23 protein-coding genes are annotated in these 22,522 nt (G+C 70.3%); 14 read left to right on the top strand and 9 right to left on the bottom strand.

The features are described from left to right. Nucleotides 1-285: 285 nt before the first annotated feature. The gene (locus tag J3S20_RS05325; RefSeq protein ID WP_216835216.1) at nt 286-1,764 is read left to right on the top strand and encodes a SulP family inorganic anion transporter; all 1,479 of its coding nucleotides are present in this window, start codon (nt 286-288) and stop codon (nt 1,762-1,764) included. A gap of 4 nt (nt 1,765-1,768) precedes the next feature. On the opposite strand, the gene J3S20_RS05320 is transcribed toward J3S20_RS05325, so the two are convergent. After that, complete coding sequence (locus J3S20_RS05320) at nt 1,769-2,713, bottom strand: polysaccharide deacetylase family protein (RefSeq protein ID WP_246602268.1); 945 nt, start codon at nt 2,711-2,713, stop codon at nt 1,769-1,771. Between the two features lie 77 nt (nt 2,714-2,790). On the opposite strand from J3S20_RS05320, the gene J3S20_RS05315 reads away from it, so the two are divergent. Then, complete coding sequence (locus J3S20_RS05315; RefSeq protein ID WP_216835215.1) at nt 2,791-3,564, top strand: SDR family NAD(P)-dependent oxidoreductase; 774 nt, start codon at nt 2,791-2,793, stop codon at nt 3,562-3,564. On the opposite strand, the gene J3S20_RS05310 is transcribed toward J3S20_RS05315, so the two are convergent. Together J3S20_RS05310 and J3S20_RS05305 are read right to left on the bottom strand one after the other, a co-directional pair. Beyond that, nucleotides 3,558-4,469 (bottom strand): DUF6282 family protein, encoded by a 912-nt coding sequence (locus tag J3S20_RS05310; protein ID WP_216835214.1) that lies wholly within the window; start codon nt 4,467-4,469, stop codon nt 3,558-3,560. The genes J3S20_RS05315 and J3S20_RS05310 overlap by 7 nt on opposite strands. A gap of 15 nt (nt 4,470-4,484) precedes the next feature. Continuing rightward, nucleotides 4,485-5,252, bottom strand: a complete 768-nt coding sequence (locus tag J3S20_RS05305; RefSeq protein WP_216835213.1) for an HpcH/HpaI aldolase family protein — start codon at nt 5,250-5,252, stop codon at nt 4,485-4,487. A gap of 121 nt (nt 5,253-5,373) precedes the next feature. Here J3S20_RS05305 and J3S20_RS05300 point away from each other — a divergent pair, with 121 nt between their 5' ends. Together J3S20_RS05300 and J3S20_RS05295 are read left to right on the top strand one after the other, a co-directional pair. Next, entirely contained in the window at nt 5,374-6,165 is a 792-nt protein-coding gene (locus tag J3S20_RS05300; protein WP_216835212.1) for an IclR family transcriptional regulator, read from the top strand. A gap of 69 nt (nt 6,166-6,234) precedes the next feature. Next, on the top strand, nt 6,235-7,137 hold the full coding sequence (locus J3S20_RS05295) for a cupin domain-containing protein (RefSeq protein ID WP_216835211.1): 903 nt from the start codon (nt 6,235-6,237) through the stop codon (nt 7,135-7,137). Between the two features lie 11 nt (nt 7,138-7,148). Here J3S20_RS05295 and J3S20_RS05290 read toward each other — a convergent pair whose 3' ends face one another. Genes J3S20_RS05290 through J3S20_RS05275 form a run of 4 tightly spaced genes read right to left on the bottom strand, consistent with a single transcriptional unit; the run spans nt 7,149 to nt 10,420 of the window. Continuing rightward, the gene (locus J3S20_RS05290; RefSeq protein ID WP_216835210.1) at nt 7,149-7,586 is read right to left on the bottom strand and encodes a nuclear transport factor 2 family protein; all 438 of its coding nucleotides are present in this window, start codon (nt 7,584-7,586) and stop codon (nt 7,149-7,151) included. Between the two features lie 28 nt (nt 7,587-7,614). Beyond that, nucleotides 7,615-8,598, bottom strand: a complete 984-nt coding sequence (locus J3S20_RS05285; RefSeq protein ID WP_216835209.1) for a Bug family tripartite tricarboxylate transporter substrate binding protein — start codon at nt 8,596-8,598, stop codon at nt 7,615-7,617. 29 nt (nt 8,599-8,627) lie between these two features. Next, on the bottom strand, nt 8,628-9,419 hold the full coding sequence (locus J3S20_RS05280; RefSeq protein ID WP_216835208.1) for an amidohydrolase family protein: 792 nt from the start codon (nt 9,417-9,419) through the stop codon (nt 8,628-8,630). Next, nucleotides 9,416-10,420 (bottom strand): Bug family tripartite tricarboxylate transporter substrate binding protein, encoded by a 1,005-nt coding sequence (locus tag J3S20_RS05275; protein ID WP_216835207.1) that lies wholly within the window; start codon nt 10,418-10,420, stop codon nt 9,416-9,418. The genes J3S20_RS05280 and J3S20_RS05275 overlap by 4 nt, the downstream gene beginning before the upstream one ends. Nucleotides 10,421-10,590: 170 nt before the next feature. On the opposite strand from J3S20_RS05275, the gene J3S20_RS05270 reads away from it, so the two are divergent. The 7 genes from J3S20_RS05270 (at nt 10,591) to J3S20_RS05240 (ending at nt 16,904) form a co-directional block, all read left to right on the top strand. Then, nucleotides 10,591-11,622, top strand: coding sequence for an NAD(P)H-quinone oxidoreductase (locus tag J3S20_RS05270; RefSeq protein ID WP_216835206.1), 1,032 nt, complete (start codon nt 10,591-10,593; stop codon nt 11,620-11,622). Nucleotides 11,623-11,642: 20 nt separating this feature from the next. Next, nucleotides 11,643-12,410: a helix-turn-helix domain-containing protein gene (locus J3S20_RS05265; RefSeq protein WP_216835205.1), complete on the top strand. Its 768-nt coding sequence runs from the start codon at nt 11,643-11,645 to the stop codon at nt 12,408-12,410. A gap of 111 nt (nt 12,411-12,521) precedes the next feature. Then, nucleotides 12,522-13,358, top strand: coding sequence for an amidohydrolase family protein (locus tag J3S20_RS05260; RefSeq protein WP_246602267.1), 837 nt, complete (start codon nt 12,522-12,524; stop codon nt 13,356-13,358). Between the two features lie 10 nt (nt 13,359-13,368). After that, nucleotides 13,369-14,190 carry an amidohydrolase family protein gene (locus J3S20_RS05255; protein ID WP_216835204.1) on the top strand — a complete coding sequence of 274 codons (822 nt, stop codon included), beginning with the start codon at nt 13,369-13,371 and terminating at the stop codon, nt 14,188-14,190. Further along, nucleotides 14,187-15,143, top strand: a complete 957-nt coding sequence (locus tag J3S20_RS05250; protein WP_216835203.1) for a Bug family tripartite tricarboxylate transporter substrate binding protein — start codon at nt 14,187-14,189, stop codon at nt 15,141-15,143. Before J3S20_RS05255 ends, J3S20_RS05250 begins: the two co-directional genes overlap by 4 nt. Nucleotides 15,144-15,164: 21 nt before the next feature. Continuing rightward, on the top strand, nt 15,165-15,938 hold the full coding sequence (locus J3S20_RS05245; RefSeq protein WP_216835202.1) for an SDR family NAD(P)-dependent oxidoreductase: 774 nt from the start codon (nt 15,165-15,167) through the stop codon (nt 15,936-15,938). A gap of 12 nt (nt 15,939-15,950) precedes the next feature. Further along, nucleotides 15,951-16,904 (top strand): tripartite tricarboxylate transporter substrate binding protein, encoded by a 954-nt coding sequence (locus tag J3S20_RS05240; RefSeq protein ID WP_216835201.1) that lies wholly within the window; start codon nt 15,951-15,953, stop codon nt 16,902-16,904. Between the two features lie 6 nt (nt 16,905-16,910). On the opposite strand, the gene J3S20_RS05235 is transcribed toward J3S20_RS05240, so the two are convergent. Next, nucleotides 16,911-17,975 (bottom strand): mandelate racemase/muconate lactonizing enzyme family protein, encoded by a 1,065-nt coding sequence (locus J3S20_RS05235; RefSeq protein WP_216835200.1) that lies wholly within the window; start codon nt 17,973-17,975, stop codon nt 16,911-16,913. A gap of 178 nt (nt 17,976-18,153) precedes the next feature. Here J3S20_RS05235 and J3S20_RS05230 point away from each other — a divergent pair, with 178 nt between their 5' ends. Both J3S20_RS05230 and J3S20_RS05225 read left to right on the top strand, forming a co-directional pair. Continuing rightward, nucleotides 18,154-19,140, top strand: a complete 987-nt coding sequence (locus J3S20_RS05230) for a Bug family tripartite tricarboxylate transporter substrate binding protein (protein WP_216835199.1) — start codon at nt 18,154-18,156, stop codon at nt 19,138-19,140. Continuing rightward, nucleotides 19,137-20,513, top strand: a complete 1,377-nt coding sequence (locus J3S20_RS05225; RefSeq protein WP_216835198.1) for an MmgE/PrpD family protein — start codon at nt 19,137-19,139, stop codon at nt 20,511-20,513. Before J3S20_RS05230 ends, J3S20_RS05225 begins: the two co-directional genes overlap by 4 nt. Nucleotide 20,514: 1 nt before the next feature. On the opposite strand, the gene J3S20_RS05220 is transcribed toward J3S20_RS05225, so the two are convergent. Beyond that, nucleotides 20,515-21,393 (bottom strand): DNA-binding transcriptional regulator, encoded by an 879-nt coding sequence (locus tag J3S20_RS05220; protein ID WP_216835197.1) that lies wholly within the window; start codon nt 21,391-21,393, stop codon nt 20,515-20,517. A 127-nt stretch (nt 21,394-21,520) separates the two neighbouring features. Here J3S20_RS05220 and J3S20_RS05215 point away from each other — a divergent pair, with 127 nt between their 5' ends. Beyond that, nucleotides 21,521-22,513 (top strand): Bug family tripartite tricarboxylate transporter substrate binding protein, encoded by a 993-nt coding sequence (locus J3S20_RS05215; protein WP_216835196.1) that lies wholly within the window; start codon nt 21,521-21,523, stop codon nt 22,511-22,513. Nucleotides 22,514-22,522: the final 9 nt, after the last annotated feature.

The raw sequence follows: 22,522 nt of genomic DNA, 5'->3' as shown, positions 1-22,522 counted from the left end.
GGCCCGCGCCAGCAACCGCCTGACCCGGGCTTCGCCCGGCCCTGGCCGGCGGTTACGCCCTGACACCGGCCATTGTGCAACGCAGCGAAGTTCTGTACCAGCGAGGGCATGATGACGAACGCGCCGCCCTGACGCCTGACGCCGGCCCGCCCTGAGCGGCAGGCCGCATTTGTCCGGCCCGGCCGGCGGCAGTCCTGCCGCCGCGCGTGATCCCTGCCGCGCCCATCATGCCCAAGCCCCCTTTCGCAGCTTTCCTGCGCGGGGCGATGTTCCCGGAGTTGCCTCATGTCCCTCGCCCGGCTGCGCGCCGAATGGCTTTCCAATATCCGCGCCGATATTTTGGCCGGCACCGTCGTGGCCCTCGCGCTGATTCCGGAGGCGATCGCCTTCTCCATCATCGCCGGCGTCGATCCCAAGGTCGGGCTCTATGCCTCCTTCTGCATCGCCGTGGTCATCGCCTTCGCCGGCGGCCGGCCGGCGATGATCTCCGCCGCCACCGGGGCCATGGCGCTGGTGATGGTGACGCTGGTGCGGGAGCATGGGCTTCAGTACCTGCTGGCGGCGACGCTGCTTTGTGGCCTGCTGCAGATCGGCGCCGGCGCGCTGAAGCTCGGCGTGCTGATGCGCTTCGTCTCGCGCTCCGTCATGACCGGCTTCGTCAATGCGCTGGCCATCCTGATCTTCCTGGCCCAGCTGCCGGAGCTGATCGGCGTGACCTGGGTGACCTACGCCATGTGCGCGGCGGCGCTGGCCATCATCTACCTGCTGCCGCGCGTCACCACCGCCGTGCCCTCCCCGCTCGTCGCCATCGTCGTCATGACGGCGGCCGCCATCTGGCTCGGCCTCGATGTGCGGACGGTGGGCGACATGGGCGCCCTGCCTTCGGAGCTGCCGGCCTTCCTGCTGCCGGATGTGCCGCTGAGCTGGGAGACGCTGCGCATCATCCTGCCCTATTCGGCGACGCTCGCCGTGGTCGGCCTGCTCGAATCGCTGATGACGGCGCAGATCGTCGACGACATGACCGACACCGGCTCCGACAAGATCCGCGAGAGCTATGGCCAGGGCTTCGCCAATCTCGTCGCCGGCTGCTTCGGCGGCATGGCGGGCTGCGCGATGATCGGGCAGTCCGTCATCAACGTGAAGTCGGGCGGCCGCGGGCGCTTGTCCACGCTCTGGGCGGGGCTGTTCCTGCTGTTCCTCATCCTGGTGCTGGCCGACCTGGTGCGGCAGATCCCGATGCCGGCGCTGGTCGCGGTGATGATCATGGTCTCGATCGGCACCTTCTCGTGGAAGTCGCTGCGGGATCTGCGGGTGCATCCGAAAAGCTCCTCCGTGGTCATGCTGGCGACGGTGGCCATGACGGTGGCGACCCATGACCTGGCGCAGGGCGTGCTGGTGGGCGTGCTGCTCTCCGGCATCTTCTTCGCCCGCAAGGTGGCGCGGCTGTTCCGCGTGGAGTCTGCGCTTTCGGCCGATGGCACGGAACGGCGCTACACCGTCACCGGCCAGGTCTTCTTCGCCTCCGCCGAGGCCTTCGCCCAGGCCTTCGACCTGCGGGAGGCGGTGGCGCGCGTGGTGATCGATGTCACCGGCGCGCATATCTGGGACCTGACGGCGATCGCGGCGCTGGACCGCGTGGTGCTGAAGTTCCGCGGCCAGGGCGTGGCGGTGACGTTGCATGGAATGAACGCCGCCAGCGCGACGCTGGTGGACCAGCTCGCCACCCACGATAAGGCGGGCGCCGCGCTGGCGGCGCCGCACTGAACCGCTATTCGTTCAACCCGCGGCCCGGATAGGGATGCGTCGCCATCCAGTGCCGCGCGATATCCACCCGCTTCGCGATCCAGACATCGCGCCGCTGCATCATATGGTCCAGCAGCCGCTTCAGCCCAGCGGCGCGGGCCGGGTGACCGATCAGGCGCATATGCAGGCCGACCGACATCATCTTCGGCGTGCGCGCGCCTTCCTCATACAGCATGTCGAAGGCATCGCGGACGAAGCCGAACCACTGCTCCGCATTGCCGGTCTGCATATTGTACTTGCCGTCATTGTTGGTCAGCGAATAGGGCACCACCAGATGGCCCTTGCCCTCCACCGTCACCCAGAAAGGCAGTTCCTCGCCGTAATAGTCGCTGTCATAGAGAAAGCCGCCGTGTTCGTTCACCAGGCGGCGGGTGTTCACGGAAGGCGAGTAGCGGCAGTACCAGCCATCCGGCTTGCGGCCGAGCGTGCGCTCCAGGCTGGTGACGGCACGCGCGATATGCTCGCGCTCCTCCGCCTCGCTCAGCTCGTAATGCTTCACCCAGCGCCAGCCATGGCAGCAGATGTCATAGCCGGCGGCGCGGATGGCGGCGGCGGCTTCCGGGTTCTGCTCCAGCGCCAGGGCGCAGGCGAAGATGGTCACCGGCAGGCCGCGTTCCTGGAACAGCCGGTGCAGCCGCCAGAAGCCGACGCGGCTGCCATATTCGAACATGCCCTCCGCCGCCAGGTCGCGGCCCTTCGGGATCGGCGCGCCGCCGTGGGATTCGGTGTGGCCGGTCTCGGTATGCGCCTCGCCATTCTGGATCGAGGGCTCCGAGCCCTCCTCGTAGTTGATGACGAAGTTCACCGCGAGCCGCGCGCCGCCGGGCCATTGCGGATCGGGCGGGTTGGCGCCGTAGCCGACATAGTCGCGCTTCACCTCATAGGGCATGCCGGGTCTCCGATCGGGCATTGGGGGCGGGTTCAGCCTAGCTCCATTCCGATGTCGTGGGCAAAATGGCTCTTCCCAGGGAACAGGAGACCCGCCGCATGCGCCTGAAGGACAAGGTTGTCGTGGTCACCGGCGGCGCCTCCGGCATCGGCCGCGCCATTGCCATCCTCTTCGCGAAGGAGGGGGCGCGCGTCGCCATCGGCGATGTGACGGAGACGGTGAAGGAAGGCGGCGCCCCGACGCGGGAGGTGATCGCGGCCGCAGGTGGCATCGCCCGCTTCCATCGCTGCGATGTCTCCGTCTGGGCCGATGTGGATGCGCTGGTCACGGCGACCGTCGCCGAATTCGGCCGGCTCGACGTCATCGTCAACAATGCCGCGACGCTCGGCCAGGCGCGGCCGCTGCTGGAGACGACGGAGGAGGACTGGGACCAGGTGATGGCGGTGAACGCAAAGGGCGTGTTCTTCGGCTGCAAGCGCGCGGTGCAGCAGTTCCTCACCCAACCGCTGGTCGGCGATGCGCGCGGGCGCATCGTCAATATCTCCTCCCAGCACGGCATGGTCTGCGCGCCGGGCAAGATCGCCTATGGCACCGGCAAGGCGGCCGCAGCCTATATCACCAAGCAGGTGGCGGTGGACTATGCCGAGCAGGGCATCATCTGCAATGCGGTGGCACCAGGCCGCATCCTCACCGGCAAGCCGCTCGGTGGGCCGGGCTCCGACGCGCTGGAATACTCCCATGCCCGCACGCCGATGCCGCGCCTCGGCCGCCCCGGCGACATCGCCAGCGCGGCCCTGTTCCTGGCCAGCGAGGAGGCCAGCTACATCACCGGCCACAACCTGATGGTCGATGGCGGCTGGATGGCCTACTGAGCCGGCGTATTGGCGCCGAGCCCCGCCAGCTGCGCCGCATTGGTGCTGACCATCTTGCGCACATCCTCCTCGGAATAGCCGATGGACAGGCACAGGCCGATGATCTGCCGGAAGCCCTCCACCGGCAGCGGCGCATTGGTCTGGCCGAGGTCGGAGCCGAAGAAGGTGCGATCCACGCCGGCGGCCTCGATCATCGCCTTCAGGAAGGCCTCGTCATAGACCTTCATGCGGTTGGGGATGAACATGCAGATCGAATGCTCGATCCAGGCGCCCATGCCCACCAGCTCCTTCATGTCGGAGAGCGAGGCGCCGACCGTATAGCTCGGATGGTTCACCAGAAGCCGGTTGCAGCCGCGCTTCTTCGCCTCCTCGAACAGCGGCCAGACCTCGCTGATATGCAGATGGCCGCAGGACAGCACCACGTCGTGTTCCGCGATGATGTCCAGCACCTGCTTCACCGGATCTAGCAGATCGCCTCGCGCGTCCAGCACCGTCAGCGCCACCTGCTTCAGCATCTTGCCCTTGGTCGGCAGCAGCGACTTGCGGTGGCCTTCGCGGATATGGTTGGCGGCGGAGACGGTGGGCATCCAGACCACCTTGGCACCGCACTTCACCGCGGGCTCCACCGCGAAGGGGTTGATGCCGCCGACCGAGTTGTTCAGCACAATGCTGCCGATCGGCTCGGCCTTGGTGGCCCTGCCGCCTTCCTTCAGCACGTCGACGAAAGGGCCGGTGGGGTAGTAGTGGTCCTTGAACAGCACGGCGCGCATGCCCGCGGCGGCGGCCTGTTCCAGCGCCTGCTCATGGTTCAGCGCGCGCGCCATGACGGAAGGCCCGCTGTGGCAATGCAGGTCGATGGCGCCCTGCATCAGGCGGTCGATCTGGGCGGCATCGGCGTGTGACATGATTCGTTCCCTCTCTCAGGCCAGCGCGCGCATCTCGGCGAGCGCCCTGCTGGCGGCCGATTTCAAAAAGCCCTGGTCGGAGGCATAGACGAAGGCGGTGGCGCCGATTCCGGCCAGCCACTCCGCCTCCTTCATCCCACCCACGAAGACCATCACCGGCTTGCCGGCGCGCTTCGCGGCGGCGGCGATGCGTTCAACCGCATCGCGGATCGGCGGCGCGTCATTGGTGGCGGCGCCCATCGCCGCGGTCAGGTCGCCGCGGCCGATGAACAGCGCATCGATGCCGGGCGTCGCCGCGATGGCGTCGATCTCGTCCAGCGCCTCCGGATCCTCGATCTGCGCGACGATGGTGGTCGCGGCATCGGCGGCATCGATGTAGTCCCACATCCTGCCGCCGCCATAGCCGGCGGCGCGGACGCTGCCGGAATAGCCGCGCTTGCCGCCACGATAGCGGCAGGCGGCTGCGACCTGGGCGGCCAGCGCGGCGCTGGCGACATGCGGCACCAGCACGCCGGCGGCGCCGCAATCCAGCACCGAGAGCAGGTGGTGCGGCGCCGGGCTCGGCACGCGCACCAGGCCAGCGGCGCCGGTGGCGCGGGCGGCAAACAGCGCGGCATCGGTCGCGGCGCGGTCGAAGGGCGAATGCTCCTCATCCACCACCACGAAGTCGAAGCCGATGCTGCCGAGGATTTCCGTCGCATGCAGCGTCGGCGTCTTGATGAAGCTGCCGACCAGCCGGTCGCCGCGCGCCAGCCGCGTGCGGAAATTCTCTTCATTGGGCATGGCGGGATCCTGGAGAACCGGCGTTGACGGACAACTGACGTTCCGTTAGTCGAGACATCATCTTGATGATAGCAACTTGTGCCGACGCAGCGGGGGCTGTCAAGCGGCAGGGAGCACGCATATGCCGCGCATCGACGGGCCGAGCCGGGGCGAGGGGCTGCAGGCCGTGGCCATGGCCTTCCTGATCCTGGAGCATCTGGCCCGCCACCGCGGCGATGCCGGCGTCACGGAGCTCGCTCGCGCGCTGGAGACGACGAAGAGCCGCATCCACCGCCATCTGCGCACGCTGCTGGAGGCCGGCTATATCGTGCAGGTGCAGGACCGCTATCGCATCGGCCACCGGCTGGTGACGCTGGGCCGCGCGGTGGCGGAGAATTTTGACCTGGCCACCATGGCGCGGGAGGAGATGCGTGCGCTGCGCGACCGCGTCGGCCAGACCGTGGTGCTGAGCCGTGCGGAGCCGCTGGGCGCCGTGGTGCTGGCGACGCTGCCGGGCGACGACACCATCGAGATCTCGGCCAAGTCCGGCGCGCTGATGGCGCCGCATTGCACGGCGCAGGGCAAGCTCGCCCTGGCGCATGCCGAGCCCGCGCTGCGGGAGCGCGTGTTGCTCTCGCGCCTCGACCTGCGCACGCCGCACACCATCACCGATCCCGACCTTCTGCGAACGGAGTTGGAGCGGATTCGAGAAAGGGGCTGGGCCACGGCGGCGGAGGAAAGCCTCGTCGGCGTCAACGCGCTGGCCGCGCCGATCTTCGAGGGCGGCGGCGGCATGGTGGGCGCCATCGCGCTGCTCGGCTCCATCCAGTTCATCCGGCGGGACCCGGCGGCGGAGCAGATCCGCCAGGTGCAGCAGGCGGCGGCGCGCATTTCCACGCGCCTCGGCTGGGTGCTTGACAGCGCCAGGGGCTGACAACAAGACTGCTCCATCAAAAGAAACACTGTCTCGTTCAACAGAACAAGACGGGCTGGAGCAGACGCCATGGCCTATCACGCCTCCGACCCCCGCGCGGCCCTCGCCCCGGCCAGCGGCGCCAAGCCGACCGAGGGCCCCTACGCCCCCGCCGACTACGCGAAGTTCTACGAGACCCAGCCGCAGCTGCAGGCCGATGGCGCCCGCACCTGGCTGGTGCGCGGCCGAAATTTCGTCGTCGTCTATTCCGAAGTGGAGGACGGCGCGGTGCTTTCGCGCCAGGGCCAGCCGGACGAATACGTGCTGCTGCTGCCGGACCCCGGGCTGTCCGCCACCATCACCGCGGGCGGTGAGACGAAGACGGTGGAGGGCCATTCCCTGGCCTTCATCCCGCCCGGCGACAGCCGCATCACCCTGCAGGGCAAGGGCCGCATCACCCGCCTCTTCACGCCGCGCGCCGAGGATCTCGCCGCCCAGTGCAGCAATGCCGCGAACTACCTGCAGCCCGATCCGCGCATCCCGCCGATCCAGGATTGGCCGACGCCGCCGGATGGCTTCCGCATCCGCAGCTATACGCTGGACGTGCCGAAGACGCCCGGGCGCTTCGGCCGTATCTGGCGCTGCACCACCTTCATGGTGAACTACCTGGACCCCGCCGCCGGCCCGCGCGACATCCGCAAGCTCTCGCCGCACCACCACGACGATTTCGAGCAATGCTCGCTGGTGCTGAACGGCTCCTATACCCACCACATCCGCTGGCCCTGGACGCCGGACCAGACCCATTGGCGGGAGGATGAGCACGAGCTCTGCGGCGCGCCCTCCGTCACCGTCATCCCGCCGCCCAGCATCCACACCTCCCGCGCCGAGGAGGCCGGCCAGATGGTCGACATCTTCTGCCCGCCGCGCGTGGATTTCTCCAACAAGCCGGGCTGGGTGCTGAATGCCGACGACTACCCGATGCCGAAGGGCTGAAGGCCGCGGCATCAGCCGGAGGTCGGCCGGCTGCCCTTGAACAGCGGCCGCGTGGTGCGGGAGGCATAGCGCCAGCGGCCATCCGCGCCCCGCACGCATTCGTCGGTCACCGCGCCGATCAGGATCGGCGGCTCCGACATCAGCGGCGCCACGCCATCCTCGGCATAGAGGCACATGGTCCATTCCGCCGTGGCATGGTCCGCATCCCGCACGATGACGTGGAAGTTGTGGATCAGGTGTCGCGCCACGCGCTCTCCGCGCCCCTCGCGCTCGGCGTAGAAGCCGCGGATCGCCTCGCGGCCAACGCGCGCCTTGTGGCTGGTGGTATAGACGCCGTCCTCCGTGAAGTGCTCATGCGCTTCGCGGCCCCAGTTGGAATCCACGTCGCGCCAGAAGGCGATGTTGAGCATCTCCAGCTCCTGCCGGATGCGCAGCGCATCGTAGGTCATGCAGTCCGATCCTCGTTTTCGTGGTGCGCTATTCAACCGAGATATTCGCGGCAGCGATGATCGGCCGCCATTGTTCGACCTCCGCCGCCATGCGGCGCGTCAGGTCCATCGGCGTGCCGCCCAGCGGCGTCAGGCCGAGCGGCGGCAGCAGCGCCTTGGTCTGGTCGAGGCCGAGATAGGCATTGCTCGCCTGGTTCAGCCTGCCGATCGTCTCCTCCTGCATATTCGCGGGGCCGAGCAGCGAGATCCAGCCGGTGGCCTGGTAATCCGCCACGCCCTGCGCCTGCACCGGCGGCACGCCCGGCAGCTGCGGGATCGGCGCCAGGGAGGTGACGCCCAGCGCGCGCAGCGTGCCGGCCTCGATATGCGGCAGGTAGGTGGTGACCAGATCGATCCCCATATCCACCGCGCCCGCCAGCAGGTCGTTGGTCAGCGGCGCGGAGCCGCGATAGGGCACCAGGTTCAGCCGAATGCCGGCGCGATGCATCAGCAGCTCGATGGCGAGATGAGCGGCGGAGCCCAGTGGCGGCGTGCCGCAATTCACCTTGTCCGGATTCGCCTTCGCATAGGCCACCAGTTCCTGCACCGTGCGATAGGGCATCTGAGCGCGCGCCGCGATCACGATCGGCAGTTCCGCCAGCAGCGCGATCGGCGTCAGGTCGGTGCTGGGGTTGAAGGGCATCGACTTGAACAGCAGCGTGTTGTTGGTGATGGGGCCGTTGGTCGTGACCATCAGCGTCTGGCCATCCGCCGCGGCACGGGCGACGGAGGCCGCGCCGATATTGCCATTGGCGCCGGAGCGATTCTCCACCACGAAGGGTTGGCCGAAGCGTTCGGAGAAATGGCGCGAGACGGAGCGCGCCAGCACATCGGTCGACCCGCCGGCCGGCCAGGGAACCACCACCGTCACCGGCCGGCTCGGCCAGGCCTGGGCGGCGGCCGGGCGCGCGGCGGCGGCGAGCACGGCGCCGCCGGCGAGTGCGCCGAAATGCCGCCTTGTGATGCTGGTCATGGCGTTTCTCCTTCTTGTCATTGGTCGAACTACAGGCGCATCGGCGTCTCGCCGCCGATCAGCCGGCGCGTTGCCGCATCCGGCACCCAGTCGTGCAGATCCGCGATGGTCTGCGCATAGCTGACGCGATCCTCGAAGGCGGCGAAGGGCCAGTCGCTGGCCCACATCAGCCTCTCGCCACCGGACACGCGCAGCAGCGCCTGCGCATAGCTGCGCGCGGAGTCCTTTGATGGCATCCGGAAGCCACCGGACATCTTCACCCAGGTGCGGCCACGCTCCACCGCCGCCAGCAGCGCCTTGAAGCCGGGGCAGTTCACGCCGAGCGCCTCGTCCGGCTTGCCGAAATGGTCGATCACCAGCTTCACGCCGGCGCCTTCCACTGCCTGGATCACCTCGGGCAGCATCGGGCTGCTGACCAGCGTGTGCACGTGCCAGTCCAGGTCCCGCACGCGGCGCAGCAGCAGACGGTATTCGGGGCTGGTGAGGTCCGGCGGATTCGGCACGCGGCGGAAGAACAGGCGGATGCCGACCACGCCATCGGCCTTCATCCGCTCCAGCGTGTACATATCCGTCTCCGGCTGCACGAAGACCGTGCCGCGCAGCCGCTTGTGGCGGCGCAGCGACCGGATGACGTAGTCGTTGTACTGGCCATGCAGGCTGGCCGCCGCGATCACGCCGAAGCCGATGCCGTGCTGGTCCATCACCTCGATGAAGCGCTCGGCGGAAGCATCCTCAGGCGGGTGGTGCCAGGCCCAGGAGGTCAGCGGCATGTCCTTCAGATAGACGTGGAAATGCGTGTCGACCAAAGGTGTGTCGTTCATTCGCGCGGGATTCCTGCGGCTGCGACCATGGCTTGCCAGAGCGGCACCTCGGCGCGCATCCGCGCCGCCAGCACCTCCGGCCCATCCAGCAATGTCTCGGCGCCGAGCTCCGCCATGCGCTCCGCCAGCGGCGCGCCCTGGCGCAGCGGCGCCAGCTCGCGCATCACCGTCGCCACCGCCTCGGCCGGCAGGTCGCGCGGGCCGAAAAGGCCGAACCAGAGCTGCACGCCTTCGTAGTTGGGCACGGCCTCCGGCATCGCCGGCGTTTCCGGCAGCAGGGCGCTGCGCGTCGCCGCGCAATTCGCCAAAGCGCGCAGCCGTCCGCCGCGGATATGCGCCAGCACCTCGATGGGGCTGAGAAAGCCGCTATCGACCTCACCCGCCAGCAGCGCGGTGGCGGAGGGCGAGGAGCCGCGATAGGGCACGTGCAGCAGATCGAGCCCCGCGCGCAGCTTCAGCAGTTCCCCGGCCAGGTGCACGGTGGTGCCGATGCCGGCGGTGCCGAAGCTGATCCGCCCCGGCGCGGCCCGTGCCCGCGCCAGGTAGTCCGGCAGGTCCTTGATCGGCGAATCGCCGCGCACCACCAGCAGGATGGGCGAGGCGGTGGTCATGGTGATCGGCACCAGGTCCACCAGCGGATCGAAGCCCGGGTCGCGCTGCAGCGCCGGCAGGATGGCGACGGCGGAGGTGGTGTGCAGCAGCGTGTGCCGGTCATTCGCCTGCGCCACGGTGCGGATGCCGAGCGCGCCGCCGGCGCCGGAGCGATTCTCCACCACGAAGGGTTTGCCCAGCTTGCGCGCCAGATGCTCGGCGATGATGCGCGCGGGAATGTCGGTGGTGCCGCCGGGGGCGAAGGGCACCAGGATGCGCGCCGGCCGGCTCGGCCAGGCCTCCTGCGCGGCCAGCGGCGTGGCGAAGGCGGCGAGGCCCGCGCCCAGCAGCGCGCGGCGTCGGATCGCGACAGCGCATCGATCGGCTGCCGCTTGGGGGCCGGACAGCATGCATTTCCTCCACGGCGCGTCACGCCGCGCCTTGCGATGCAGCCTAGACGCTCCGCCCGGCCCATCCAGCGAATCGGCGGTGAATTCCGCATGCCGGAACAGGCCGCCACGGCCGGCCTGCTCGCCGCGCCGCCATGCTAGGGGCAGCCGATCCGGAGGGAGGCCAGGGCATGCGCGTGATTGAGATCAGGGGCCAGGGCGGGCCGGAGGTGCTGGCGCTGGCGGACCGCCCCGTGCCCGCCTGCGGCCCGGGAGAGGTGCTGGTGCGCGTCGCCGCCGCCGGCGTGAACCGGCCGGATGTGCAGCAGCGCAAGGGCCTCTACCCGCCGCCGCCCGGCGTCACGGATATCCCCGGCTTGGACGTCGCCGGCGTGGTGGAGGCGGTGGCGCCGGATGTCATTTGGCCGCGCGTCGGCGATGCCGTCTGCGCGCTCGTCTCCGGCGGTGGTTATTCCGAGTTCTGCCTGGTGCCGGCGCCGCAATGCATGCCGGTGCCGCGCGGCTTCAGCTTCGCGCAGGCGGCGACGCTGCCCGAAGTGTTCTTCACCGCCTGGAACAACGTGATCTGGCTCGGGCGACTGGCGGAGGGCGAAACGCTGCTGGTGCAGGGCGGCACCAGCGGCGTGGGCCTCGCCGCTATGCAAATCGGCGTGCAGCTGCGCGGCGCCACCGTGCTCGCCACCAGCAGCAGCGCCGACAAGCAGGCGCTGTGCCGGGAGATGGGCGCGAGCGGCGTGGTGGATTATCGCGCGGCGGATTGGGCGGAGCAGCTGCGCGCCCTGGCGCCCGCCGGCATTGACGTGATCCTGGACTCGCAGGGCGGCGACTACACCGCGCCGGAGATGAGCCTGCTGGCGCCCGATGGCCGCCTGGTGCTGATCGCCAGCCACCGCGCGCCCAAGGCGGAGATCAGCACGCGCGACATCTACATCCGCCGCCTCACCCTCACCGGCTCCACCCTGCGGTCACGCCCGCCCGCCTATAAGGGCCGCATCGCGCGCGAATTGGTGGACCAGGTCTGGCCGCTGCTGGAGGCAGGCCGCATCCGCACGCATATCTGCGGCATCCACCCGCTGGAGGAGGCGGGGCAGGCGCAATCCGTGCTGGACGCCAATGCGCAGATCGGCAAGCTGGTGCTGACCGTCTCCGATCTTGCGGAGACCGTGCCGGAACCAAACCTCCAGGCGGAGCCGAGCCGCTGAACGAACCGCCGGTCCAATCCGTGCTGCGCGCCCTGTCCATCCTGCGGGAGCTGAACAGGCAGCAGACCACGACCGTGGACCAGCTGCACCGCGTCACCGCGCTGCCGAAGCCGACGGTGATGCGGCTGCTCGGCACGCTGGCCGCCGCTGGGCTGGTGGCGAAGGGGGAGCGTGGCATCGGCTATCGCGTCACCTCGGATGTGCAGACGCTCAGCGCCGGCTTCCATGGCGGGCCATTGGTGGCGGAGGCCGGGCGGCCCTGGGCGGCGGACCTCACGCGCCGGCTGCGCTGGCCGGCGGCCATCGCGGTGCCGGATGGCGGGCGCATCCTGATCGCGGCCAGCACCGCGGCCAGCAGCACCGTCTCGCCCTTCCACGCGACCGTCGGCGTGCGCCACAGCCTGGTGACGCGCGCCCTCGGCCGCGCCTATCTCGCCTGCTGCCCGGAGGCGGAGCGCCGCATCCTGCTGCGCCTGCTCGCGGCCTCACCCAACCACGAGGACAATCCGCCGAAGCTGGACCGCGTGGTGCGCGCCATCGTCGCGACGGTGCGGCGCCAGGGCTACGCGCTGCGCGACCCGAAGGTGGAGCCGCGCTCCTCCAACACCGTCGCGGTGCCGATCCTGCAGGGCGCATCGGTGGCCGGCACCATCGGTCTCAGCTTCTTCCGCTCCGCCGTCAGCCACCGCATGCTGGTGGAGGAGCTGGTGCCGGCGCTTCAGCAGGCCAGCCGCGAGATCACCGCCGCCATGGACCGCCTGCAGGGCCAGGCGCCGGCGCCGCCCTGACCGTCCACAATTCCGCGATGCGGAAAGCGGGCAGAACCTCCTTCTGCCGTGCCGCGGCCGGGCATTAGCCTGCCGCGCAGAAGTCGGGGGAAAGCCATGCAGGCCGAGGGAATGGACGCTGTCCGGCGCGTGGCGCGATGCGAGGTGCCGCCGCTGGCCTGCGATTCGCATTGCCACGTCTTCGGCCCTGCCGACCGCTTCCCCTATGCGCCCAGCCGCCGCTACACGCCGGAGGATCGGCCGAAGGAGGTGCTGGCCGCGCTGCACCGTCGCCTCGGCCTCGGCCGCGCCGTCATCGTGCAGGCCAGCTGCCACGGCACGGACAATCGCGCCATGGTCGATGCGCTGCGCAGCGACCCCGCGCGCTATCGCGGCGTCGCAATGATCGACGATGCGACGACGGAGGCCGAGCTGCAGGAGATGCAGGCGGCCGGCGTGCGCGGCATCCGCTTCAACTTCATCAAGTCGCTGGGCGGCGCGCCGGATCTGGACCTGGTGCGCCGCGCGGCGGATCGCGTGCGGCCGCTCGGCTGGCACATGGTGATGCAGCTGCAGGGCGATGGCGTGACGGAGATGGCGCCGCTGATCCGCACGCTGCGCATGCCCGTGGTGATCGACCATATGGGCCGCGTCGATCCCGCCCTGGGCGTGGACGGCCCGGCCTTCCGCATGCTGCTCAAACTGCTGGAGGACGAGCGCATCTGGGTGAAGCTGAGCGGCGCGGAGCGGATGACTCTGTCCCCCTTCACGGCCGCGCTGCCCTTCGCGCGCGCCCTTCTGCGCGCCGCGCCGGATCGGGTGCTCTGGGGCACCGACTTCCCGCATCCGAACCTGACCACGCCGGTGGATGAGATGGAGCTGCTGAACCTGGTGCCGGACTTCGCGCCGACGCAGGCGGATCGCCAACGCCTGCTGGTGGACAACCCCGCCCGCCTCTACGGCTTCTGAAGGACGCGCCATGCCCGCCGTCGATTCCCACGCGCATGCCTTCGACCTCACCCGCCAGGGCTGGGGCGGCGATCGCGGCTTCGATATCCAGCCGAATGAGCTGGGCACCGCGCCGCAATTCCTGCAGATGCTGGCAAGCCACGGCTTCACCCATGGCGTGCTGATCAATCCGCTCGGCGGCTACGGCGCCGATAATACCTATATGCTCGAGGCCATCGCCGCCTCCGCCGGCAGGCTGAAGGGCGTGGCGCTGCTGCCGGATGCGACGCCGGAGGCGGAGATCTACCGCTTGGTGGAAGGCGGCATCGTCGGCATCCGCTTCAACCTGGATTTCCCCACCAGCCCGCCGCTGCACGCGCGGGCCCTGGCGCGGGCGCGCGAGGCCGGCTGGTTCGCGCAGATCCATTACCACCACGGCGAGTCCTTCCTCGCCGCGCTGCCGCTGCTGCGCGCGGCGCGCCTGCCCGTCGTCATCGATCATTCGGGGCGGCCGGAGCTGCCGGGCGGGCTGCAGCAGCCGGCCTTCCAGGCCCTGCTGGAATTCGGCCGCGGCAGCGCTGCGGTGATCAAGCTTTCGGGCATCTTCCGCTTCACCGAGGCGGGGTCGCCCTATGCCGATACGGATCCCTACATCGCCGCGCTGATCGAGGCCTTCGGCATCGACCGCTGCATCTGGGGCTCCGACTGGCCCTTCCTGCGCGCCAAGGCCCGCACCGATTTCGGCCCGCTGCTGGCGGCGCTGCATCGCGTCGTGCCGAATGCGGCGGCGCGGGAGAAGATCCTGTGGCGCAATCCGGCGCGGCTGTTCCGCATGCAGGAGGAAAGCAGATGAGAACCACACGGCGCAGCGCCCTGGCCGCGGCGGGGCTGATGCTGGGCGCGCGAGCGGCGCGCGCGCAGGCCTATCCCAACCGCACCATCCGCGTGATCGTCCCCTATGCGGCGGGCGGCGCGGACCAGTTCATCCGGCCGCTGCAGGCGGGGCTGAACCAGGCGCTCGGCCAGCCCGTGGTGATCGATTCCGTCACCGGCGGCGGCGGCTCCATCGGCGCCAATCGCGTGCGTCAGGCGCCGGCGGATGGCTATACCCTGCTCTTCGCCGGCACCGGGGCGCTGACGGCGGTGCCGCGGCTGCAGAAGCTGAACTATTCCATCGCCGATTTCGCGCCGATCGCGAATCTCATCGCCATCCCCTATGTGCTGGCGGCGCGCCAGGGCGCGCCCTTCACGGACTTCGCCGGCTTCCTGCGCGCGGCCCGTGCGAAGCCGGAGGGGCTGAGCTACGGCACGCCCGGCATCGGCAGCACGCCGCACCTGGTGGCGGAGGCGATGGCCAAAGCCGCCGGCGTGAAGCTGCTGCACGTGCCCTATTCCGGCGTGGCGACCGCGGTGGTGGCGCTGCTGGCCGGCGAAATCGACCTGGTGATGGGCGCGCCCGGCAATATCATGCCGCTGGTGGAGCGTGGCGTGGTGCCGCTGGCGCAGACCGGCACGCGGCGCATCGCCGTGCTGCGCGACCTGCCGACGCTGCGCGAGGCGGGGCTGGAGGTGGATCTGGTCACCCGCTTCGGCTTCTTCGCGCCGAAGGGCACCGATGCCGCGGTGATCGAGCGCTGGTCGCGGCTGCTGCTGGAGGGCGGCGCCGACCCCGCCTATGCGCAGGCGATGCAGCGCGCCTTCAACGAGGTGGAGCTGCTCGCCCCCGCGCAGTTCCAGGACTTCCTCGCCGCGGAGGATGCCGCGACGGCGCAGCTCCTGGCCGCGCTGAACCTGACGACCGGCTGAGACAGCAGAAGGACAAAGCGCATGAGCGACGTGAATCCAGGCGCCCTCGGCCCCTATGACCTGGCGGGCAAGGTCGTCGTCATCACCGGCGGCAGCAGCGGCATCGGCGCTGCCTCCGCCCGCCGGCTGGCCGCGCTCGGCGCCACCATCGCCATCGGCTACAACAGCGGGCGCGAGCGGGCGGAGGCGCTGGCGGCGGAGCTGCCGGGCAGCGGCCATCTGCCGCTGCATCTGCCCATGGCGGATACCGCCGCGATCCGCGCCGCGGCGGCGGAGGTCGAGACAAAACTCGGCCGCGCCGATGTGCTGGTGAATTCCGCCGGCACCACCCGCGCCGTGCCGCATGCGGATCTGGAGGCGCTGGACGACGAGACCTTCGACCGCATCCTGATCACCAATGTGCGCGGCCCCTATTCCACCATCCGCGCCTTCGCGCCGCTGCTGAAGCGCAGTGGCGATGCGGTGGTGGTGAATATCTCCTCCCTTGCCGCGGTGAACGGGCTCGGCAGCAGCATCGCCTATTGCGCCTCCAAAGCCGCGCTAGATGTGATGGGCGTTTCGCTGGCTCGCGTGCTGGGGCCGGAGATCCGTGTCATCGGCATCTCCCCCGCCGCCGTCGACACCGGCTTCGTGCCGGGCCGCAGCCGCGAGGCCGTGCTGAAGCAGGCGGCGCTGACGCCGCTGAAGATCGTCTGCCAGGCGGATGACGTGGCGCTCGCGGTGGTCTCCGCCGTCACGCATCTACGCCTCACCACCGGCACGTCGCTGCTGGTGGATGGCGGCCGGCATCTCTAGGAGGACAGGCTGATGCCCATCACGCGCCGCCACACGCTCACCGCCGCGGCCACCGCCCTGCTGGCCCGCCCCGCCGCGGCACAGGACTTCCCGAATCGGCCGATCCGCGTGATCGTGCCCTATGCCGCGGGCGGCACGGACCAGTATATCCGGCTGTTGCAGAACGATTTCGCGCAGCGGCTGGGCCAGCCGGTGGTGATCGAATCCGTGGTCGGCGGCGGCGGCGGCATCGGCGCCAACCGCGTCCGCACCAGCACGCCGGATGGCTATACGCTGCTGTTTGGCGGCACCGCCGCGCTCACCGTAGTGCCGCGCATCCAGAACCAGCCCTATACGACGGCGGATTTCGCGCCGGTCTGCCAGCTGGTGGCGCTGCCCATCATGGTCGCGGCGAAGCGCGGCTTTCGGCATCGCACGGCGCAGGAGATGCTGGCCGCGGCACGCGCACAGCCCGAGAGCATCTCCTTCGGCTCCCCCGGCATCGGCAGTTCCCCGCACCTGGCCGGCGAGGCGATGGCGCGCGCCGCCGGCGTGAAGCTGCTGCACGTGCCCTATGCCGGCATCGCGCCGGCGATGACGGCGCTGCTGGCCGGCGATATCGACCTGGTGGTGGGCGCGCCCGGCATCATCATGCCCACCGTCGAATCGCACGGCACCATTCCGCTGGCGCAGACCGGTGCCACGCGCAGCGCCGCGCTGCCGGATCTGGTGGCGCTGAAGGAGCTGGGGCTGGATGTGGACCTGGTGACGCGCTTCGGCTTCTTCGCGCCGAAGCAGACGCCGGAGCCGATCCTGGACCAGCTCGACCGCACCTTCCGCGCCGCCGCGGCCACGCCCGACTATGCCCAGGCGATGCGCCGCGCCTTCAACGAGGTGCAGTTGCAGGACCGCGCGCAATTCGGCCGCGCCCTGGCCGAGGAGGATCGCGCCATGGCGCGGCTGATAGAGCAGCTCGCCTTGCGCTGATCCCCATCAGGCATAGACGACGCCGCAGCCTGGCCCCGCGGGCACGGCGATCATGCCGTCCTCGATCGGCAGCGGCGTGAAGGGGTCGTCCAGGATGTGGTCGTGCTCCGACAGTTCGCAGGCGAAGGGCAGCTGCCGCAGGGACGCCGCAGCATGGGCGGCGGCGCCCTGCAGCAGCGCCGGGCCGAAGGCGGCGCCGACGCGCGCCGCGATCTGCCCCGCCTCCAGGATCCGCGCCGCGGTCACGAAGTTGCGCACCCCGCCGAGCTTGGTGAGTTTCAGGTTCACCACATCCGCCACGCGGCCTTCGACAACTCGGAGCACGTCGGCGATGGTCTCGACGCTTTCATCGGCCTCGATCGGCACCGGCAGCGTGCGCGTCACCAGCGCGAGGCCCGCCCAGTCCCCCGCCGGCACCGGCTGCTCCACCAGCGCGATGTCGTGCCGCTCCATGTGCCGCCAGGCCGTGAGAAAGCCCTTGGCGCTGTAGGACTGGTTCGGGTCCAGCGTCAGCGTGACGGCGGCGCCCACCGCCGCACGCACCTCCGCCACGCGCTGCGCATCCAGCGCAGCCTCCCCCGCCAGCTTCAGCTTCAGCGTGCGATAGCCCTTGGCCACCAGCGCGGCGGCGGAGGCCGCCATATCGGCCGGCGCCTTGATCGGCAGGATGCGCGATTGCGGGATGCGGTCGCGGAAGCGGCCGCCCATCAGCGCGGACAGCGGCAGCCCGGCGCGCCGCGCCAGCAGGTCGTGCAGCGCCATGTCGATGGCGGCCTTCACGGATCGGTTGCCGACCAGCGTGGCCTCCACCAGGTCCATGATGGCGCCGGCCTCCGCCGGGTCGCGGCCGATCAGCAGCGGACGCAGGAAATGCAGCGCCGCCTCCGCCCCCGCGCCATGCGTGGTGATGGCGGGTATCGCATGCGCGTAGCCGAGGCCCACCACACCGTCCGTATCGGTCAGCACCAGCACCCAGCCCTGCAGCTCCGGCACCGTGGCGCGGGCGAATTTCCAGCCGGCATCCGCCTGCCGCTGGGTGCAGGGACGCAGTTCGGCGGTGACGATGGGCATGCGGATCCTCCGTGAAACGCGCGCGCCTTCCTTGCCATGAAGGCCGGGAAGGCGCGCCGCGGAATGGGTGGCTTTCCGGCATGCGGAACGGCTTCGAGATCGCCGCGCGGCGCCGCCGGCGGCGCGGTAGGCTGCCGGCCAATGCCATGCCATGGCCGCCGCCAAGGGAGCCCCAGGAATGCCGAAGCTCGATCCACCGCCGCAGCCGTCCCGGCGGGCCCTGCTGGGCGCGCTGGCCCTGGCGCCGCTGCTGGCCGCAGGGCCCGCCTTCGCTTCCTTCCCGGACCGGCCGATCCGCCTGGTGGTCGCCTACGCCGCCGGCGGCACCGGCGATCTGGTCGGGCGCCTGGTGGGGGAACAGCTTTCGGCGCGGCTCGGCGTGCCGGTGGTGGTGGAGAACCAGGGTGGGGCCGGCGGCGCCATCGCGGCGCGGGCGGTGGCGCGCGCGGCACCGGACGGCACCACGCTGCTGCTCGCCGGCAATGCCATCTTCGCCATCCTGCCGCATATGACGCAGGTCGGCTTCGACCCGGTGCGGGACTTTTCGACGGTTGCCAATATCAGCGAATCGCAGCGCCTGCTGGCGGTGCGGCCGACCCTGCCGGTGAACACGCTGGCGGAGCTGGTGGAATACGGCAAACGCAACCCCGGCAAGCTGAACTACGGTTCCTCCGGCATCGGCTCCACGCTGCATGTGATGACGGAGATGTTCCGGCGTGAGGCGGGGTTCGAGGCGGTGCACATTCCCTTCCGCGGTTCCGCCCCCGCGGTGCAGGCGATGCTCGGCGGCGACATTGATTTCCTGATCGACACCGTCGTGATCCAGCATGTGCAGCAGGGAAGGCTGCGTGGCCTGGCCGCCGTCGGCGACCGCCGCCTGCCGCAGCTGCCGCAGATCCCCACTTTGGCCGAGCAGGGCTTTCCCAATGTCCGCACCTCCGGCTGGCAGGCGCTGATGGGTCCGGCGGGGATGCCACCCGAGATCGTCGCCACCCTCGCGCGGCATGTCGAGGCGATGCTGCAGGAACCCGCCTTCCTCGACCGGCTTGGCCGCATCGGCGTGGTGCCCAGTTTTCGCTCGCCGAGCCAGCTCGCCGAGGATCTGGCCGAGGATACACGGCAATTCGGCGCCATCATCCGCAGCGCCGGAATTTCGGCCGAATGAGCGACAGCCTGAACCACCGCGCCGCCGCCTGGGCTGCCGGCCTGACGCTGTCCCAGGTGCCGGCGGAGGTGGTGGAGTCGACAAAACTGCGCATCCTCGACCTGGTCGGCGGGATGCTGGCCGCCAAGCCGCTGCCCCTCGTCGCCGCCGCGCGCCGTGCCGCCCTGGCGCTGGAGAGCGGCACCGGCGCGCGCATCCTGGGCGAGGCGGCGCCCGTCGCGCCGATGACCGCGGCCTTCGTCAATGGCGTGATGACCGCAGTTCTGGAATTCGACGATACCCACATCGAGAGCTTCATCCATCCCACCGCGCCCTGCGTCGCCGTCGCCTTCCCGGAAAGCCAACGCCGCCACCTCTCCGGCGAGGCGCTGATCGAGGCCGTGCTGGTGGGCAGCGAGCTGACCTGCCGCCTCGGTCGCATCACGCCGGTGCGGCTGCACAATCTCGGATTCCATCCCACCGCCGTCTTCGGCGTCTTTGGCGGCGTCTATGCGCTGGCAAAACTGCGCGGGCTGGCGGCGCCGGTCATCGCGGATGCGATCGGTGCGGCGGGCAGCCTTTCGGCCGGGCTGAATGCCTCCTTCGAGGATGGCAGCTCCACCAAGATGATGCATGTGGGCTTCGCCGCCAGCGGCGCGCTGCGCGCCGTGGCGCTGGCCGAGGCCGGCATTTCGGGCCCTGCCCCGGTCTTCGACGGCCGCTTCGGCTGGTTCCGCAGCCATGTGCAGGGCCGCGACGATTTGCGCTTCGAGGCGCTTTGCGACGGCCTCGGCGAAAACTGGGAGGTGCTGAACATCGCATCAAAAGTGCATCCCTGCGCCTTCACCATGATGCCGCATATCGAGGCCGCCATCGCCCTGCGCCGCACGCACGGCGTGAAGCCCGAAGACATCGCGGAGGTGGTCTGCCAGATCGGCAAGCGGTCCTTCGCCACCATGTGCGAGCCGGTGGAAGACAAGCGCCGCCCCGCCACCACCTGGCACGGCCGCATCAGCCTGCAGCACACGGTGGCGGAGGCGCTGGTGCGCGGCCGCATGGACAAGGACGCCTACGAGGAATCCAGCCTGCGCGACCCCGTCATCAATGCGCTGGCCGACCGCGTGCTCTACGAGGACGATCCGGCGACGGAGCCCACGCGCTCCGGCGGCACCGTCACGCTGCGCATGCGGGACGGTCGCGTGCTGCGGCATCGCATCGACGACATGCGCGGCACCCGCAGCAACCCCATGTCGCGCGACGACATCGTGGCGAAGTTCCGAGCCAATACGAAGGACGTGCTGGAACCGGCGCGGGCCGAGGCGGCGGTGGAGCGCCTGCTGCGGCTGGAGGCGCTGGAGGATGTGGCGCCGGTCTTCGACGCGCTGGCCACCTGAACTACCCGGCCCGCGCCAGGCCCTGCTGCAGGCGTTCCATGGAGGCGGTGATCTGCCGGCTCGCCTCCTGCAGTGCCGGCACCAGTTCCCCGGTCAATGCGGCATGGCTGACGACAGAGCGGAAATAGCTGAGGCCAAGCGTGCCGGCGACGGACTCGCCCTGCATGATCGGCACCGCGACCGTATTGGAATTGCGCGGCTCCACCTTGGGGTCGCGCTGCGCATAGCCTTCCCGCCGCACCATCGCGATCATCCGCTGCACCACGCGTTCCAGGTTCGGCGGATTGTCCTCCGGATCCGGGCTGGCGGCGAGCAGGCTGAGCAGGATGCGCTGCTCATCCTCTGGGCAGAAGGCGAGGTAGGCGCGGCCGATCGCGCGCGTCACCATGCTGAAGCGCACGCCGACCGTCGCGTGGAAGGGCGAGACGGCGCTGTCCGCCATGGTGCTGACGGCGACCACAACGCGCCCCTGGTCCGGCACCGCGATGGCCGCCGGCCATTTCAGCCGCCGCGTCAGGTCCGCCGCCCAGGCGCGCCCCGCCTCCGCCACCAGCGGCCCGCCATGGAAGCCGGAGCTCAGCGCCGCGACCTGGGAGGTGATGCGATAGCCCAGCCCCCGCTCCCCCTTCACCACCAGGCCGGAGGTGATCAGCGTATTCAGCAGCCGCATGATGGTGGGCTTGGGAAGGCCGGTGGCGCGGTGCAGCTGGTCCACCGTGGTGTGGCGCTGCCGGTTCAGCTCCTTCAGCAGGGCGAGGGCGCGCAGCACGGAATTCACGGGCGGGCCGCTCATCTCCGGCGGATCGCCAGATGCGTCATCCTCGTCTTCCCCCATGCCGGCGCCGGGCCGGAGCGGTGCTGCAGCCGCCTCGGCGCGCATTCCGCCTCCTGGAATGGCGCCGGGTCAAGCCGGCCGGCTTTTCCGCCTGCCGGAATGGGCCCAGCTGCCGCTTGCCTCCCCGCCCCCGCCTGAACAGGGTCCGGCCGGACAAAGGGGGAAACGGCCCATGACGCCATCCGCAACCGCAAGCACCGGTCGCCGCCGGCTGCTCGGCACCGCCCTGCTCGGCGCCGGGTTGCTGCCCTCGGCAGGGGCCCGCGCCCAGTCCTATCCCAGCGGCCCCATCCGCATCGTCATCGGCTTCGGCCCCGGCGGCCTGGCGGATCTGACGGCGCGGCTGGTGGGGGAGCAGCTGTCCCAGCGCCTCGGCCAGCAGGTGGTGGTGGACAACCGCCCCGGCGCCGGCGGCGCCGTCGCCGCGCGCCTCGGCGCCACCGCCCCGCCGGATGGCCAGACGCTGATGATCCTCAGCACCGGCAATGCCATCAACAAGTCCCTGTTCAAGTCGCTGCCCTACGATCCGGTGGCGGATTTCACCGCCATCTCCGCTTTGGTCTCCTTCGACCTGCTGCTGCTGACGGGCGCCGAATCCGCGCTGCGCTCCGTGCCGGATGTGCTGGCGGCCGGGCGCGGCGGGCGCAGCCTGGCGATCGGCACCATCAGCCCGGGCAGCACGCAGAACCTGGCCGCCGAATGGCTGCGCGTCGCCGCCGGGCTGGATGCCACCGTCATCCCCTATCGCACCACGCCGGAGGTGCTGACCGCGGCGCAGCGCGGCGATGTGCAGCTGGCCTTCGAATCCTACGCCGCCGCACGCGGCGCGCTGGAAGGCGGGCAGGTGCGCGCCATCGCCAGCACCGGGGAACAGCGGTCCCAGCTGCTGCCCGAATTGCCGACGCTGCGCGAGGCCGGCCTCACGGACTATGCCGTCACCGGCTGGAACGGCCTGTTTGCTCCCGCCCGCACCCCGGCCTCCATCATCGCGCTGCTGAACGGCCATCTGCGGGAGATCCTGGCGATGCCGGCGATGCGCGCGCGGCTGCTGGCGCTGGGCGTGGAGCCCGCACCCAATACGCCGGCCGAGATGGCGTCGCTGCTGCAGCGCGACATCGCGACCTGGGCGCAGGTGATCGAGCGTGCCGCCATCGAGCGGCAGTGAAGGGGAACC

It is taken from the genome of Falsiroseomonas tokyonensis, from assembly GCF_019024325.1.
GTDB classification, from domain to species: domain Bacteria; phylum Pseudomonadota; class Alphaproteobacteria; order Acetobacterales; family Acetobacteraceae; genus Falsiroseomonas; species Falsiroseomonas tokyonensis.
This window is presented reverse-complemented; position numbering and strand designations above follow the sequence as displayed.